The organism is Chitinimonas koreensis (assembly GCF_014353015.1).
Lineage (GTDB): Bacteria > Pseudomonadota > Gammaproteobacteria > Burkholderiales > Chitinimonadaceae > Chitinimonas > Chitinimonas koreensis.
The window spans coordinates 1,027,179-1,043,877 of sequence record NZ_CP060704.1 but is presented as its reverse complement, the minus strand read 5'-3'; the positions used below and the strand labels follow the sequence as shown (position 1 = coordinate 1,043,877).

The window sequence follows — 16,699 nt, the reverse complement described above, 5'->3', positions numbered from 1 at the left end:
CCGTTCGGGGCCGGCGCCGCCGGCCTCACTTGGTGGTATAGCCGCCGTTGATCAGGATGGTCTGGCCGGTGACCCACCAGCCCTCGCTGACCAGGTAGCGGATGAAGGGCACCACGTCCTCGATGTCGGTCAGGCCGGTCCTGGAGAACGGCGACAGCGCGGCGGCGGTCTTGTGGTAGGCCACCGCGTCGGCGCCTTCGGCCGGGTAGAAGAACGGCGTGTCCATCGGGCCCGGGCCGACCGCGGTCACCGAGATGCCGCGCGCGCCGAATTCCTTGGCCGCCGCCCGGGTGAAGTGCTCGACCGGCGCCTTGCCGCCGGCGTAGGCCGCGTAGAACGGCGTGAAGGCGCCGAGCAGCGAGGTCACCAGGGTCAGGATCTTGCCGTGGTCGTTGACGTGGCGGCCGGCCTCCTTGAGGAAGAAGAAGGCGGTCTTGGCGTTGACCGCCGCCATCTCGTCGTACTCGGCCTCGCTCACCTCCAGGATCGGCTTCTTGAGCACCTTGCCGACGGTGTTGATCGCGATGTCGGGCCGGCCCACCGCCGCCACGGCGTCGGCGAACAGCCGCTCCATCGCGCCGGCCGAGGTCAGGTCGGCCTGCAGCGCCACCGCGCGGGCACCGGCCGCCTCGACCGCCGCCGCGGTCGCCTCGGCGTCGGCGCGGGTGGCGGCGCTGTTGTAGTGGATGGCGACGGCGCGCGCGCCGTGGCGGGCCAGGTCGCGGGCGATCAGCCCGCCCAGGTTCTTGGCGCCGCCGGCGATCAGCACGGTCTTGCCCTGGATCGAATGGTCGGTCATGCGGGTCTCCTCGGATCGGTTGGAAAGGAGTCCGCAGTCTAGGCGCCGGCCGTCCGGCGATCAGCCGGCCGGGGCCGAATGGATCGTCCAGGAAATCGGACCAATCGGGCGAGATCGCGCGCCATGCGGCCGCGCCGGAGACGCTCTCCTTGGCGGCGCGGCCTGCGGCGCCCGGATGTGCCCCCGGCCGGGCATGCCCGGCGCCAGGGCGCGCAGCGCCGGATCACCCTTTCCCCGCCCCCCGATTCAACTCGTACTGCCGGAACGCCTCCCGCAACTGGTCCCTGAGCGGCTGCGCCTGCCACGGCTTGGGCAGGAAGCGGAAGATGTCGCCCTCGTTGATCGAGGCCAGGATCGCCTCGGCGTTGGCGTGGCTGCCCATCGCCACCCGCACGATGTCCGGGTGCAGCGTCTTCACCTGGCGCATGAAATCGGCGCCGTCGGGGCCGGGCAACTGCTGGTCGGCCAGCACCACGCCGACCTGGTTGATCGCCAGGATCTTGAACGCGTCCTCGGGGCAGTCGACGTTGAGGATGTGGTAGCCCTCGCGGTGCAGGTCGCGCAGCAGGTAGGTGTGGATCGAGGGCTTGGGGTCGACCACCAGCAGCGTGCGCGGATTGCGCCGCATCGGCACCGCCGGCAGCGACAGCATGCCGCCCACCTGCAGCAGCTCGGCGCAACTGCCGGCCGGCAAGGGCGGCGAGTAGTAATAGCCCTGGATCTGGCCGCAGCCGGCCTGCAGCAGGAAGCCGAGCTGCTCGGCGGTCTCCACCCCCTCGGCGATCACGGCGATGCCCAGCGACTGCGCCATGCTGATGATGGCGCGCGTGACCGAGGCGTTCTCGAGGTCGAGGTGGACGTCGTCGACGAAGCTCTTGTCGATCTTCAGCTGGTCGAACGGGTATTTGCGCAGGTAGCTCAGCGCCGAATAGCCAGTGCCGAAATCGTCGATCGACCACTTCAGTCCGACCGCCTTGAGCTCGCGCATGATGCGCTGGGCGGTGTCGACGTTCTTCATCAGGAGGCCCTCGGTCACCTCCAGCTTGATGCCCTCGGGCTGCACGCCGTGGCGCGCCAGCGCCTCGACGATGTACTGCACGATGCCGGGCTCCTGCAGGCTGTAGGTCGAGATGTTGAGCGCCACCTCGCCCGGATCGAGCCCGGCGCCGCGCCATTGCGCCACCTGGCGGAACACGGCGTCGATCACGTAGCGGTCCACCTCGCGGATCTGGCCCGATTCCTCGGCGATCGGGATGAACTCGGCCGGCGAGACGATGCGGCCGTCGGGCCGGCGCCAGCGGATCAGCGCCTCGAAGCCGCACAGCGCGCCGGCCGAGAGGTCGAGCTGCGGCTGGTAGAACATCTCCAGCTCGCCCTGCGCCAGGCCCCGGCGCAGATCGCGCTCGAGCGCCACCCGGCGCTGCACGCTGTCGGTCATCGTCAGCTCGAACCGGCTGATCTGGCTCTTGCCTTGCTCCTTGGCCTCGTACATCGCGGTGTCGGCGTTGCGCAGCAGCTCGTCGGCGTCGGCGCCGTCGACCGGGTAGAAGCAATAGCCCATGCTGGCCGAGACGTGGAACTCGGCGCCGTCCGACAGCCGGATCGGCTCGGCCAGCCGGTTGCCGAGCCGCTTCAGGGTCTGCTCGGTCTCGTGCTCGCTGCGCGTCTCGGGCAAGAGCAGCACGAATTCGTCGCCACCCAGCCGCGCCACCGTGTCGTACTCGCGCACGCAGTCGCGCACCCGCTGCGCCACCTCCTGCAGCAGCTTGTCGCCGACCGAGTGGCCGAGGCTGTCGTTGACGTACTTGAAGTTGTCCAGGTCCATGAAGGCCAGCGCGAAGCGCTCGTTGCGGCGGTTGGCCTGGACGATGGCCTGGCGGACGCGGTCGGTCAGCAGGTTGCGGTTGGGCAGTCCGGTCAGCGTGTCGAAGTTGGCCTGCCGCTCCAGCTCGTGCTGGTAGCGCCTGGATTCGGTCACGTCGTCGAGCACGCCGACGAAGTGGCTGATGCCGCCCTGGCCGTCGAAGGTCGGCGCGACCCGCAGCTCGTTCCAGAACATCGAGCCGTCGCGGCGGTAGTTGCGCAGCAGCGCCTTGCCCTCCTGGCCGAGCCGGATCGCCGAGCGGATCGCGGCGAGGCCGGCCTGGTCGCGGTCCTCGCCCTGCAGGAAGCGGCAGTTGCGGCCCGTCACCGCCTCGCGCTTGTAGCCGGTGATCCGCTCGAAGGCCTGGTTGACGTAGACCACCGGGTTGTCGGGCTGGCGGTTGTCGGTGATCACGATGGCGTTGACGCTGGCCTCGATGGCGCGGTTGCGGATGCGCAGTTCGAGGTCGAGCAATTGCTGGGCGGTGATGTCCTGCTGCACCACGATGGCGCCGTCGATGCGGTTGCGCGCGTCGCTCAGCGGCACCGCCGAATGCAGCAGCGTGCGGCGCGCGCCGTCGGGCGTCTCGATCTCGAGCGCCTCGTTGAGCACGCTGTCGCCGACCGCCAGCACCCGCGCCAGCGTGCGCCGGATCGCCGCCACCGCCGGCGCCTCCACCGCGTCGATCTGCGCCGGCCGGGCGAACGGCGCGCTGCCGCCCCAGATGCGGATCGATTCGGGGTTGTGCAGCAGGATCTCGCCCTGCCGGTCGGTGACCCAGACGCCGGTCGGCAGCGTCTCCAGCACCTTGAGCATCAGCGCCTCGCTGTGGCGCAGCGCGATCTCGGCGCGCTCGCGCTCGGCCATCTCCAGCCGCAGCGCGCGGGTGCGCTCCTGCACCAGCGATTCCAGCCGCTCGAACAGCCGCGCGCGCGCCAGCGCGATGGCCAGCTGCTGGCCCAGCGCGGTCAGCGTCGCCAGCTCGGCCTCGGGCCAGGCCGCGCCGTCGTCGCGCAGCACGTTGAGCACGCCGAGCCGGTCCGGCCCCAGCAACAGCGGCACGCAGGCGTGCGCCTCGGCGCCGGCCAGCACGCCGCAGTTGCCGACGTTGAAGGCGGCCTGCAGGCCGTCGCTGCGCATCGCGTGGCGGCAGGGGCAATCGGCGGCGGCCGAGCGGGCGATGCGGTCGGCGTCGAGCGTACCGGTGCTGCCGGCCAGCCGCGACGGCCGGCCGGCGCCGTCGTCGAGCAGCAGCCAGGCGCCGCCGCAGCGCGGGAAGCGGCCGACCGCGGCCAGCGCGGCCTGCGCCACCTGCTGCTCGGTCTGCGGCTCGCTCAGTCCCGACGAGAAGCGGAACAGGCTGTCGAGCAGGCTGTGCGATTCGGCCAGCTCGGCGTGCTTGGCATGCAGCTGCGAATTGAGCCGCACGCCCTGCTCGTAGGTCGAGATCAAGAGGTCGAGGATCTGCTGGCGCGCCGCGGTGATGAAATGGCGCTCGCCCTCGAGCACCACCTCGACGCCCATCGAGACGCGGTCCTGGCCGCGCAGCTCGCTGTTGGCCAGCAGGTAGCGCAGCCGCGACAGCAGGTATTTCTCGTCGTAGGGCTTGAGGATGAAGTTGTCGGCGCCGCAGGCCAGGCCGTGCAGCACATCGCGAGGATCGGCCAGGGTGGTGACCAGGATGATCGGGATATGGCGGGTGGCCGGGCCGGCCTTGATGCGGCGGCACAGCTCGTAGCCGTCCATCTTCGGCATGACCACGTCGCTGACGACCACCGCCGGCGGCCGCTGCAGGATCAGGTCGAGCGCGACCTCGCCGTCGTCGGCGGTACGGACGGTGCAGCCGAGGCTTTCCAGCAGCGTGCGCAACTGCTCGGCCTGGGTGGCGCTGTCCTCGGCGATCAAGATGTCGAAGCCACGGAGCATGGGTTTCCTCCTGCGTTGGCCTGTGTCGGCCTCTTAAGCATGTGAAAGGTGAAACGTGAAAAGTGAAACGTGGACCCCATCCCCCTGCCTAAGCCGGCCGCTCCGGTCTCCCCCTTGAAGGGGGAGGAGTCGGGCGCGCCAACACAATCGGCAGTGATCGTCAAACGTGTCGCCACCGGGCTCCCTCCCCTTCAAGGGGAGGGTTGGGGTGGGGATGGGGTCCACGTTTCACTTTTCACGTTTCACATTTCACAGCCTCACTGCGCCGGCTGCCGCAAAGCGATCAGCCGATTCAGCGTCTCGCCGATCGCCCGCGGCGTCTGGACGAAGCAGCCGGCCTGGCGTTCGAGCGCGGCCTGCGGCATGCCCTCGACCACCGCCGAGGCCGGCTGCTGCACCAGCGTCAGCGCACCGAGCGCCTTGAGCCGGGCCAGGCCCTCGACGCCGTCGCGGCCCATGCCCGACAGCAGCACCGCGATCGCGTCGCCGCGCAAGGCGCGCGCCATGCTGTCGAACAGCACGTCGATCGACGGCCGGATGTGCGGCTGGCGGTCGCTCGGGTCCAGGCTCATCCGCAGCTGGCCGTCCACCAGCAGGTGCAGATCGTCCGGCGCCACGTAGATATGGCCGGGCCGCGCCACCTTGCCGGCGCCGGCCAGCTGCACCGGCAGCGGCGTCTGCGCCGTCAGCCATTCGCAATAGCTCTGGGCGAAGCCGGGCGAGATGTGCTGCACCAGCAGCACCGGCCAGGGGCAAGCCGGCCCGATCTGTTCGAGCAGCTTCTTGATCGCCGGCGGCCCGCCGGCCGAGGCGCCGACCGCCAGGAGCCGCAGCGGCCGCCGCAGCCAGCCGGCCAGCGCCGCGTCGGGCGCCGCGGCATCGGCCGCCGTCCGATCGGGCTGGTGCACCTGGGTGCTGGCCAGCCGCCGCAGCGCCGCGACCAATACCTCGCAATGCAGCGCGAACTGCGGGTCGGCCGGGCCGGCCGGCTTGTCCAGCACCTGCAGCGCGCCCACCTCGAGCGCCTGCATCGCCGTCTGCGCCGCCGGCAGGCTGCCGCCGCCGGTCACGATCACGATCGGCGTCGGCCGCTGCGCCATGATCCGCCGGGTGGTGGTGAAGCCGCTCATGCCCGGCATGTGCACATCCATGGTGATCAGGTCGGGCCGCTCGGCCTCGAGCCGATCGAGCGCCGCCTGGCCGCTGTCGGCCTCGCAGACGGTGAAGCCGGCGTCTTCGAGGATGGCGCGCAGCAGCATCCGGCTGCTGCTGGAATCGTCGACGAGCATGACCCGCATGATGTTGCCCCCTCTCGTTGTTCTCCCGGCGCATCGCCGGGTACGGTTCCTTGGCTGCTGCAGGCCGGGATTCATTCCCGACGGCGCACGCCCCGAGTCCGCTGTCGGGAATGAATCCCGACCTACGACGGTGCCGGCCACAAACCGGAACCGCTTGCCCATGCTGCGCCTACAGCAGCCGCTTCACCGCCGCCAGCACCGTGTCGGTCTCCAGCCCGCCCTTGACCAGGTAGGCGTTGGCGCCGACCTCCAGGCCGCGCGCGCGGTCCTCGGCCGAATGCAGCGCGGTGACCAGCACCACCGGCAGCTCGGCGAGGCCGCGGTCGGCGCGCAGCCGGGCGGTCAGGCTGAAGCCGTCCATGCGCGGCATCTCGATGTCGGACACCAGCAGGTCGAATTCGCCCTGCCGCAGGGCGTTCCATGCCTCGAGGCCGTCGTTGACGGTCTGCACCTGGTAGCCGGCGGTCTCCAGCAGCGCGCGCAACAGGCCGCGCGAGGTGAACGAGTCGTCGGCCACCAGGATGCGCGGCTGCCGCTTCGGTGGCTCGGCCGGCGCGGCGGCCGCATGCAGGCCGGCCGCCTGCAGGCTGCTGCGGTACAGATCCTGCGGATGCAGCACCGGCACCAGCGTGCCGTCGCCGAGCACGGTGGCGCCGAGCAGGTTGCGCACCCGGCGCAATTGCTTGCCCAGCGGCTTGAGGGTGATCTCCTGGTCGCCCAGCAGCGCGTCGACCCGCAGCGCGATCTGCTGCGGCGGACTGCCCAGCACCAGCAGGTTGAGCATGGCGCCCGGCGCCGTCTCGGCCAGGTCGAGCACGCCCGCCAGCGAGCGCAGCGGCACGTCGAGGCCCTCCACCATCACCTCGCTGCGGCCCTCGCGCCGGATCAGCTCGCCGGCCGGCAGCCGCAGGGTGCGGTCGATCGCGCTGGCCGGCACCGCGAACAGCGCCTCGGCCACCCGCACCAGCACCACCCGGAAGGTCGAGCGGTTCAACGGCAATTGCAGCGCGAAACGGCAGCCCAGGCCCGGCGTGGACGCTACGGCGATGCTGCCGCCGAGCTGCTCGATCGCCTCGCGCACGATGGCCAGCCCCTCGCCGCGGCCCGACAGCGTCGACACCGCGCGGCGGGTCGACAGGCCCGATTCGAACACCAGCGGCAGCAACTGCTCGGGCGGCAGCGCCGGCCCGCCGCGCGGCAGGACGCCGCGCTCCTCGGCCTGCTGCCGCAGCCGCGCGGTATCGATGCCGGCGCCGTCGTCCTCCAGCGTCAGCGTGAAATGGCTGGCCGAGGCCTGGCCGATGTCGATGCGCAGCGTGCCGACGGGCGGCTTGCCGGCCGCCCGCCGCCGCTCCGGCGGCTCGATGCCGTGGTCGACCGCGTTGCGCAGCAGGTGCATCAGCGGCGTGCGCAACGCGTCGAGGATGCGCTTGTCGACCCGCAGCGCGGTATTGGGCAGCTTGAGCTCGACCGCCTTGCCGGTCTGCCCGGCCAGGTCGGCCACCAGCGCCGGCATCTCGTCGAGCAGGCCGCGGCAGGGCAGTTGCAGCAGCTCCTCGACGGTGCGCGCATAGGCATCGTCCAGGCCGCCGAGCTCGCGGTCGAGCCCGCCGGCCAGCTTGTCCAGCGCCAGCGCCTCGGCCTGCATGGCGGCCAGCCGGTCGAGCCCCCAGTCCTGCCATTCGAGCAGGGTCAGCACCGCCTCGCGATCGGGCGTGCCGCCCTGGGCGAGCTGGTCGCGCAGCCGCGTCAGCAGGCCTTCGTGCTGCAGCCGGCGCTGCCACAGCCGCTGGAATCCGGCCCGCAGCTCGGTGCTGCGGCGATGCAGGTCGTGCAGCTGCAGGCGCGACTGGCGCAGCGTTTCGCCGTGGTAGGCCAGCTCCTCGCACTGCTCGGCGCGCACCCGGATGGTCTGGCTGCGCCAGGCCGCCGGCCGGTCGGCGGGCTGGGGTCCGGCCGGTTCGGCCGCGGCAGGCGGGGCAGACGGCTGGATCGGCGCGGCCGGCAGGGACTCGGCCGTGGCGGGTTCGACCGTGGCGGGTTCGACCGATACGGCTTCGGGCTGGGCGGGAGGGGCCGCCGCAGCGACGGCTGCCGCAGCACCGGCTGCCGCAGCGACGGCTGCCGCGGCCTCCTCGCCGAACTGCGCCAGCCGCTCGCACATCCGCTCGACCTGGCCGGGGTCCGGCGTTTCGCCGGCGTGATTGCGCTGCAGCATCTGCAAGGCGGCGGCGAACACCGGCGCCATCTCCGGCCGGAACGGCCGCCGGCCCTGGTTCAGCGCATGCAGCACCGATTCCCAGGCGTGGCAGATCCGCTCGGTTTCGCGCTGGCCCACGGCGCGCGCGGCGCCCTTGAGGCTGTGCACCTCGCGGAAGGCCGATTCGAGCGCGGCCGGGCCGGGCGCGGCGGACCGCCAGCGCACCAGCTCGCTGTCGAGGATGGCCAGCCGCTCGGCCGCCTCCTCCCGGAAGCTGGCCATCAGCCGCTGCATCAGCGCCTCGCGGTCGAGCGGCATGGCGCTCAGCCCTCCTGCCGGCCCGGCAGGCGGAACTGGCCAGCCAGGAGCTTGAGCCGGCTGCCCAGGCGGTGCAGGTCGCGCGCCGACTGGTCGACCTGGCGCGCGCCGGCGGCGTTGTCCTGGCTGGCCTGGCGCAGCGTCAGAACCGCCGCCACCACCTGGTCCATGCCGGCCACCTGCTGCTGGCTGACCGAGGCGATCTGCTGCGCCATGTCGCCGCTCTCCTCGATGCTTTCGGCCAGCTTCCGCATCGCCTCGTCGCTCAGCCGGGTGCGCTCGAAACCCTGGTCGACCGCCTTGCTGCCCTGCTCGGCCGCCAGCGCGGCGCGCGTCATGGCGCGCTGCACGTCGCCCAGGATGGCGCGCACCTGGGCGGTCGCCTGCTTCGACTGCTCGGCCAGCGCCTTCACCTCGAGCGCCACCACGGCGAAGCCCTTGCCGGCGTCGCCCGCCTTGCCGGCCTCGATCGAGGCGTTGACGCCGAGCAGGTTCGACTGCTCGGCCAGCTCGTTGACGCTGGCCACGATCTCGCTGATCGCCTGGCTCTGCTCGCCCAGCCGCAGGATGCCCTCGGCCATCGCGTGCATCTGGTCGCGCACCAGCGTCATGCTGCCCAGCGTCTCGGCCACCGACTGGCGGCCGGCCTGGGCGACCAGCCGGTTGCGCTCGGCCGCCTGGCTCGATTCGACCGCGCGGCGGCTGGCCAGGAGCGCGGTCTGCTTCACCTCTTCGACCGTGGTGGCGATCTCGGTGATCGAGGTCGCGCTCTCCTGCGCGCCGCCCGCCACCTGGCCGGCCGTGGCCAGGATCTCCTCGCTGGCGCTGGCGATGACCACGATGCCCTCGCGCATCTCCAGCGTCAGCTCGCTCAGCCGCTGCACCATGGTGGCGAAGGAGCGGCCCAGCACGTCCTGTTCCGAGCGCGGCGTCCAGGCCACGCCGAGGTCGCCGCCCGCCAGCCGCTCGGCCTGGCCGGCCAGGCTGCGGATGTAGTCGCCGAGCGCGGCGAAGGCCTGGCTCAGCCGGCCGACCTCGTCGCCGCGGCCAGCGAACTCCATGCGCTCGGGCACGTCGCCCACGCTGATGCGCTGGGCGTAGCCGGTCAGCACTTGCAGCGGATGGGCGATGCTGCGGCTCAGCAGCAGCGTGAGCGCCGCCACCAGCGCGATCAGCCCGCTGCCGAGCCAGATCACCCGGTCGAGCTGGCGGGCGATCAGCCGCTCGTTGTCCAGGTCCAGCGAGCGCACCCGCTGCGCCACCAGCCGGTCGAGCTGGGTGGCCAGGTCGCGCAGCCGCCCCACCCGCTCGCGCTGGGCGCCGGTGGCCAGCTGGCGCGCTTCGTCGAACTGGCCGGCGCCGATCAGCGGCACGATGCGCTGGTCGCGCGCGGCGACGAAGTCCTGCCACACCGTCGCCACCTCGTCGGTCAGCCGGCCCAGCACCGCGTCGTCGCGGGTGTGGGCGCGCAGGTCCTGCAACGCCGCGGCATCCTCGGCGACGATGACCTTGAACTGCTCGGCCAGCTCGGCGGCGCGGCCGGCGTCGTGCGTCAGCAGCGCGTTGAGCACCTCGGCGCGCGCGTCGTGGACGTGGAAGCGCACGCTCTTGAAGCCGGCCAGGTCGCGGTTGAGCTGGGCGATCGCCTGGTTGTTGGCGCGCACGCCCTGCAGGCTGGCCTGGGCCAGGTAGAGCAGGCCGCCGGCGCCGAGCAGGATCAGCGCGAACGAGAGCGTCAACTTGACGCGGGTCGGCAGGTTCAGCAGCCACATGGCGGTTTTCCCCTCGGTCTTCTCAATCGTTGTCGTCGATGCGCAGGCTCGGTTCGGCCAGCAGGCGCGCGCCGTCGAGCACCTGCCACTGCTGCGGGCCGATGCCGCGCAGCACGCTGCGGCGCAGGCCGGCGAGACCGGCCTGCTCGGTCTGCAGCAGTGCCGGATCGAGCGACTGCACGCCGACGATGCGGTCGGCCAGGAGGCCGAATTCCATCTCGGCGCTGCGCAGCACCACCAGGTGGTTGCGGTCGGCCAGGCCGCGCCGCGGCAGCGCGAACAGCAGCCGCAGGTCGAGCACCGACACCACCCGGCCGCGCACGCCGACGATGCCGCGCACGAAATCGGGCGTGCCGGGCAGCGGCGTCAGCTGGCGGATCGGCAGCACGGTGTCGACGTGCGCCAGCTCGACCGCGTAGGTCTCCTCGCCCAGCGTGAACAGCAGCAGCACGAGCGTGTCGGCCGCCACAGCCGGCGGCGGCGCGGCCCACTGGCGGCTGCGCTCGGCGCGCTCCTCGGCCAGTTGCTCGGCGCTCGGTTCGCGGCCGCTGCGCAATTGCCCGGCCAGCGTGTCGAGCCGGCGGCGCAGCGCGGTCCACGGCTCGGCCGGGGGTCGTCGATGTCGCTCATGGCCTCGTCTCGCCGAGCGCCAGGCACAGCTGGCGCAACTGGACCACGCCGAGCCCGTCGCCCAGCGGCAGCACGGCATCGTCGGCGCAGCCATCGAGCAGCCGCAGGCAGTGGGCGCGTTCGCGTTCGGCCTCGCGCGCCTGGCCGAGCCGGAAGCGCAGCTGGGCCGCCAGATAGGCCGCCATGATCAGGTCCGGCTCGAGGTAGGCCAGCTTCTGCAGCACCTGCAGCGCGGCGGCGTGGCGATCGGCTGCGACCTCGACCAGCGCCAGCAGCCAGTAGCCGTCGCGCTGCAGGGGCGCCAGCCGGATCGCCTCGCCGCAGGCCTCGCGCGCCCGGCCGAGTTCGCCGCGGTCGGCGCATCGCCGCGCCTCGGCCAGCCGTTGCGCGGCGGCGGCCGGCGCCGCGGCATCTGGCGTAGCGGGATCTGCCTCCGCCGGCGCCACGGCCGGTAGCGGCCGGGCCGGCGGCCGCTGCGGTGTCTTCGGCCGGCGGCCACGCGCCGCTTCGCGCGGCGGCGGCGGGGACGGCACCGGGGCGGCCGGTTCCGCGCCGGCATCGTCGGCCACCGCCGGCGGTCGCGCATCGATCGCATAGCCCAGCCCCAGCAGCCGGCCCTCGAAACCGGCGGCGGCGGCCAGGCCCGACTCGGCGGCGGCCAGCAGCAGCCGGCCGTCGGCCGCCAGCCGCGCCTGCAACTGGCGCAGGCTGTGCCGCACTACGGCCGGCGTCAGGTACATCAGCACGTTGCGGCAGACGATCAGGTCGTAGCCCGCCGGGTCGTCGCCGGCCACGCCGTAGTCGTCCTGCGCCAGGTTGTGCACGGCGAAGCGGATGCGGCCGCGCCACTGCGGCCGCAGCCGCCAGTCCTTGCCCTCGGCGGCGAAGTAGCGGTCGCGCCAGGCCGGATCGGCCTGGCGGAAGGCGTAGTCGCCGTAGCGGCCGGCGCTCGCGTGTTCGATGTAAGCGGGGTTCAGGTCGGTGGCCAAGAATTCGATGCGCCAGTCCGGCAGCGCCGGGCCGAGCAGCTCGTCGAGCAGGAACAGCAGCGTCCAGGCTTCCTCGCCGGTGCAGCAGGCCGCGCTCCACAGCCGCAGCCGGCGCTCGCCGGCGGCCTCGCGCACCGCCAGCAGCGGCAGCAGCAGCTCGCGCCGCAATGCCGCCAGGGTGTCGGGATCGCGCAGGAAATAGGTCTCGCCGACCACCAGGAAGGGCAGCAGCGCATCGAGCGAGCCGTCGGGCCGGTAGCCGGCATGCTCGGCCTGCGCCAGCGCGGCGTGCAGCCGCAGGCGCCGGTCGGCGGAGAAATCGAGGCCGAGCTCGGCGGCGATGCGCTCGGCCAGGCCGCTCACCGGATCGGCTGGGCTCAAGTGGCGTGGCGGCTCAGCGGCGGACATGGTCGAGCGCCGCATCGAGGGCCCGTTGCTCGGGCCCGGTCAGGAACAGCTCGGCGTCGTGCAGCAGGTAGAAGCCGTCGCCGGTACGCAGCACGCCGGCCACCACGGCGTCGCTGCGCTGCAGCGTCGAGACCGATTCGAGCGGGGTGACCAGGCGGCGCACCGGCTCGGTCCGGTCGACCGGCAGCAGCATTTCACGCGTGCGGGTACGCAGCCAGATCCAGTGCGCCCAGCGCGCGGCCGGTGCCGGCGGCCAGCCGAGCCGGGCACGGATGTCGTAGACCGGCACCAGCCGGCCGTGCAATTCGCAAATGCCGCCGACCGCCGCCGGCGCCTCGGGCAGCGGCTGCGGCGCCAGCGGCGGCAGCACGCGCACGACCTGGGCGACCGGCAGCGCGAAGCGCAGGCCATGCACGTCGAAAGGCAGCACGGTGCGCGCCGCGGACATGGTTTCCTCTCCGTCGATACGTGTTGGGGCAGTCCGGCCACTGCCTTTCCAGGGTTTTCGTCCTAGATTAGGACAAGCCCGCACAGCTTGCTAAGCCTTTGTCATGAGGCAGGGGTTACATCTGACCCAATGGGAATAAGGCAGGCGGAAGACGGCTTTCGACCGGAGGACAGCCATGCAATGGACGGTAGGCAGGAAGATCGCGCTCGGCTACGTGCTGGCGCTGGCGGCGCTGGCCGCGATCGGGGTGACGGCGCACCGCAGCCTGTCCGGGCTGCTCGACGCAGCCCACTGGAAGGACCACACCTACGCGGTGCTCGGCGACCTGGGCAAGATCGGCGGCCTGCTCAAGGACGCCGAGACCGGCCAGCGCGGCTACCTGCTGACCGGAGAACCCGCCTATCTGGCGCCATACGAACAGTCGGTGCTCCAGCTCGACGGCACGCTGGCGGCGCTGCGCAGCCGCATCGCCGACAACGCCGCCCAGCAGCGGCGGCTGGAGGCGCTGCAGCAGGCCGTGGCCGGCAAGCTGGCCGAGCTGCAGCAGACCGTCGCGCTGCGGCGCGACCGCGGCTTGGAGCCGGCGCTGGCGGTGGTGAAGAGCGACCGCGGCAAGCAGGACATGGACACCATCCGCCGGCTGATCGGCGAGATGGAGCTGGACGAGCGCCAGTTGCTGCAGCAGCGCGAACGCGCCATGCAGCACAACGCCGACTTCGCCATGCAGCTGGCCGGCTACGGCATCCCGCTGGCCACGCTGCTGGTGTCGCTGGTGGCGGTGCTGGTCGTGCGCGACATCGCCGGCCCGCTGCGCGCGCTGGCGGCGGCGGCCGACGCAATCTCGTCCGGCGACCTGGCGCCCGGCCTGCGCGACGGCCGCCGCAGCGACGAGCTCGGCACCCTGAACCGCGCCTTCGAGCAGATGGCGGCCGTGCTGCGGAACAAGGCCGGCATCGCGAGCCAGATCGCGCGCGGCGACCTGCGGGTGCAGCCGGCGCCGCTGTCGGAGCGCGACGAATTCGGCCGCGCCTTCCGCACCATGGTCGAGAACCTGCAGCGGGTGGTGCAGGACCTGCGCCAGGGCAGCGCGACCTTGGGCTCGGTGGTGGACACCGTGCTCAGCGGCACCGCCCAGGTGGCGACCGCCGCCGACGAGACCGCCACCGCCACCGCCCAGCTCGCCACCACCATCGCCGAGCTGCGGCAGACCACCGAGCTGACCTCGCAGCGCATGGCCGAGGTCTCGGGCAGCGCGCACGCGGCCTCGGACGTCGCGCAGACCGGCCAGGCCGCGGTGCGCGGGCTGGCCGACGGCATGCAGACCATCCAGCAGCGCATGGGTGCGGTGGCCGAGCGGATCGCCGAGCTGACCGAGCGCAGCATGGCGATCAGCGACATCGTCGACGCGGTCAACAGCCTGGCCGAGCAGTCGGCCATCCTGGCGGTCAACGCCAGCATCGAGGCGGCCCATGCCGACGAGCAGGGCCTGGGGTTCGCGGTGGTGGCGCAGGAGATGAAGCAGCTGGCCGGCCAGTCCAAGCGCGCGGTCGGCCAGGTGCGCACGGTGCTGGCCGAGATCCAGCAGCTGATCTCGGCGCTGGTCGGCGCCACCGAGCAGAGCAGCCGGGCGGTGGCCGAGGGCATGGCGCAGTCGGACGTGGCCGGCGACGCGCTGGCGCGCATGGCCGCCACCGCCGCCGCCAACGCGCTGGCCGCCCAGCAGGTGGCGGTGACCACCCTGCAGCAGGCCACCGGCGTGCAGCAGGTGGCCGCCGCGGTGCATCACATCCGCCAGGGCAACGACGACAACCTGGCCAGCATGCGGGCCATCCAGCATGCGACGCAGGATTTGCGGCAGGCCGGGGAGCGGTTGGGGGGAATCATCGAGGGGTTTGCGACTTGAGCGGCCGACAGTGAACTACAAAGGTGACGGCGATGAGTCACAGAGGTGATCGAGCGAGCGAGCGCGGTTTTAGCCCCTCTCCCCCGGGAGAGGCACCCGTTCCTGCTGCGCAGGAACGGGGAGGGGCGCCCGGCGTAGGGTGAGGGAGCGCCCGTTTCAGTCCTCACTGCCGGTTCCGAAAGGAGCACACCGCAACCGGCAGCACTCACTGAACCGCCGCTCCCTCACCCTGCCCTCTCCCAGGGGAGAGGGTTCCATGCAGCACAACTCGCGTCGATCGGCTCGAATCCATCCGCTACAGCGGCTCGGTCGCCCGCTGCAGCCATGCCAGCGCCTCGCCCGCCAGCAGCGGCGACAAGCGCCGCCGCACCTCGGCGTGATACCCGTCGAGCCACTCGCGCTCGCGCGCATCGAGCAGCCCGGCCACCACGCAGCGCGTATCGATCGGGCACAGCGTAAGCGTCTCGAACCCCAGGAATTCACCGAATTCGCCGCTGCCGGCCGGCACGTTGAGCAGCAGGTTCTCGATCCGCACGCCCCAGCGGCCCGGCCGGTAGATGCCGGGCTCGTTCGAGGTCACCATGCCCGGCTCCATCGCCGTCTGCGGCTCGGCCGCCGCGTGCGGCGAGATCACCTGCGGGCCTTCGTGCACGTTGAGGAAGTAGCCGACGCCATGGCCGGTGCCGTGGCCGTAGTCGATGCCGGCGGCCCAGATCGGCGCCCGCGCCAGCGCGTCGAGCTGCGGGCTGCGGGTGCCGCGCGGGAAACGCGCCAGCGTGAGCTGGATCATGCCCTTGAGCACGCGGGTGAAATCCTCGCGCTGCGCCTCGCTCACGGCGCCGACCGCCACCGTGCGGGTGATGTCGGTGGTGCCGCCGAGATACTGGCCGCCCGAATCGACCAGCAGCAGGCCGTCGCCCTCGATCGCGGCGTGGCTCGCCTCGGTCGCGCGGTAGTGCGGCAGCGCGCCGTTGGCATTGAAGCCGGCGATGGTGGCGAAGCTCGGGCTGACGAAACCGGGCCGCCGCGCGCGCGCCGCGGTGATCTCGGCGTCGATCGTCAGCTCGGTCAACGACTCGCCGCGCGCCAGCGCTGTTTCGAGCCAGCAGAAGAATTCGCACAGCGCGGCGCCGTCCTGCTCCATCGCGGTGCGGATATGGGCGACCTCGCCGGCGGTCTTGCGCGACTTGGCCAGCGTCGACGGATTGATCGCCTCGATCCGCCGCAGCGCGGCCGGGATCGCCTGGACCAGCCCCAGCGTGACGCGGCGCGGATCGAGCAGGATGGCACCGTCAGGGGCAGGCCGGCCAGCGCCGCGGCCGCCGCCGTATAGGGCGCCAGCCGCACGCCGTCGGCGGCCAGCCGGGCTGCCAGCGCGGCGTCGATCTTGCCGTCGGCGACGAACAGCGTCGCCTCGTCGCGGCCGATCAGCGCATAGCCGAGGAAGACCGGGTTGTAGCGCACGTCGCCGCCGCGCAGGTTGAACAGCCAGGCGAGGTCGTCCAGCGTGGCGACGAAATGCCAGTCGGCGCCGGCGGCGGCCATCTCGGCGCGCAGCAGCGCCAGCTTGTCGGCACGGCTCACCACTGCGGCCGGCGGCAGGTGCTCGTAGATCGGATCGGCCGGCGGCAGCGGCCGGTCGGTCCAGACCGCCTCGAGCAGGTCCAGGTCGGTGCGCAGCACGGCAGAACGTGCCGCCAGCGCGGCCTCGAGCGCGCGGCCGGCGGCAAGGCCGAGCACCGCGCCGTCGACACCGAGCACGCCGCCGGCGGGCATGTGCGCCGCCAGCCAGTCCAGGTGCGCGGTGCTGCCGGACGAGGTGGTGCGCATCAGCTCGATGCCCGAACCGGCCAACTCCTGCTCGGCCTGGGCCCAGTAGCGGCCGTCGACCCACAGCCCGGCGAAATCGGCGGTCACCACCAGCGTCCCGACCGAACCCTTGAAGCCGGTCAGCCAGCGCCGCCCCTGCCAGCGCGCCGGCAGGTATTCGGACAGGTGCGGATCGGCCGAGGGCACCAGGCAGGCGGCCAGGCCCTGTGCCGCCATCGCGTGGCGCAGCGCGGCGATGCGGCCGGCGGCGGGGGGAACGGAAGCGTTCATCGTGAAATCCGGGAAGGGGAAGAGAAAGGAGGATGGCTGATGCG

General features: G+C 72.5%; 9 protein-coding genes and 1 pseudogene. 1 reads left to right on the top strand and 9 read right to left on the bottom strand.

From position 1 onward, the window contains the following. Nucleotides 1-25: 25 nt before the first annotated feature. The 8 genes from H9L41_RS04375 to H9L41_RS04340 all read right to left on the bottom strand — a co-directional run bounded on the left by H9L41_RS04375 (nucleotide 26) and on the right by H9L41_RS04340 (nucleotide 12,652). On the bottom strand, nucleotides 26-799 hold the full coding sequence (locus H9L41_RS04375) for an SDR family oxidoreductase (protein WP_028445471.1): 774 nt from the start codon (nucleotides 797-799) through the stop codon (nucleotides 26-28). Between the two features lie 223 nt (nucleotides 800-1,022). Next, complete coding sequence (locus tag H9L41_RS04370) at nucleotides 1,023-4,589, bottom strand: EAL domain-containing protein (protein WP_051318854.1); 3,567 nt, start codon at nucleotides 4,587-4,589, stop codon at nucleotides 1,023-1,025. A gap of 257 nt (nucleotides 4,590-4,846) precedes the next feature. Beyond that, nucleotides 4,847-5,887, bottom strand: a complete 1,041-nt coding sequence (locus H9L41_RS04365) for a chemotaxis protein CheB (protein WP_028445470.1) — start codon at nucleotides 5,885-5,887, stop codon at nucleotides 4,847-4,849. 169 nt (nucleotides 5,888-6,056) lie between these two features. Further along, nucleotides 6,057-8,405 carry a hybrid sensor histidine kinase/response regulator gene (locus H9L41_RS04360; protein WP_028445469.1) on the bottom strand — a complete coding sequence of 783 codons (2,349 nt, stop codon included), beginning with the start codon at nucleotides 8,403-8,405 and terminating at the stop codon, nucleotides 6,057-6,059. Nucleotides 8,406-8,410: 5 nt separating this feature from the next. Further along, the gene (locus tag H9L41_RS04355; RefSeq protein ID WP_028445468.1) at nucleotides 8,411-10,177 is read right to left on the bottom strand and encodes a methyl-accepting chemotaxis protein; all 1,767 of its coding nucleotides are present in this window, start codon (nucleotides 10,175-10,177) and stop codon (nucleotides 8,411-8,413) included. 22 nt (nucleotides 10,178-10,199) lie between these two features. Further along, on the bottom strand, nucleotides 10,200-10,733 hold the full coding sequence (locus H9L41_RS04350) for a chemotaxis protein CheW (RefSeq protein ID WP_051318866.1): 534 nt from the start codon (nucleotides 10,731-10,733) through the stop codon (nucleotides 10,200-10,202). A gap of 70 nt (nucleotides 10,734-10,803) precedes the next feature. Continuing rightward, nucleotides 10,804-12,177 (bottom strand): CheR family methyltransferase, encoded by a 1,374-nt coding sequence (locus H9L41_RS04345; protein WP_169730154.1) that lies wholly within the window; start codon nucleotides 12,175-12,177, stop codon nucleotides 10,804-10,806. 13 nt (nucleotides 12,178-12,190) lie between these two features. After that, entirely contained in the window at nucleotides 12,191-12,652 is a 462-nt protein-coding gene (locus H9L41_RS04340) for a chemotaxis protein CheW (protein ID WP_028445467.1), read from the bottom strand. 175 nt (nucleotides 12,653-12,827) lie between these two features. On the opposite strand from H9L41_RS04340, the gene H9L41_RS04335 reads away from it, so the two are divergent. Then, nucleotides 12,828-14,555, top strand: a complete 1,728-nt coding sequence (locus H9L41_RS04335) for a methyl-accepting chemotaxis protein (RefSeq protein WP_028445466.1) — start codon at nucleotides 12,828-12,830, stop codon at nucleotides 14,553-14,555. Between the two features lie 295 nt (nucleotides 14,556-14,850). On the opposite strand, the pseudogene H9L41_RS04330 reads toward H9L41_RS04335, so the two are convergent. Further along, a pseudogene (locus H9L41_RS04330) lies at nucleotides 14,851-16,655 on the bottom strand (aminopeptidase P family protein). Between the last annotated feature and the right edge of the window lie 44 nt (nucleotides 16,656-16,699).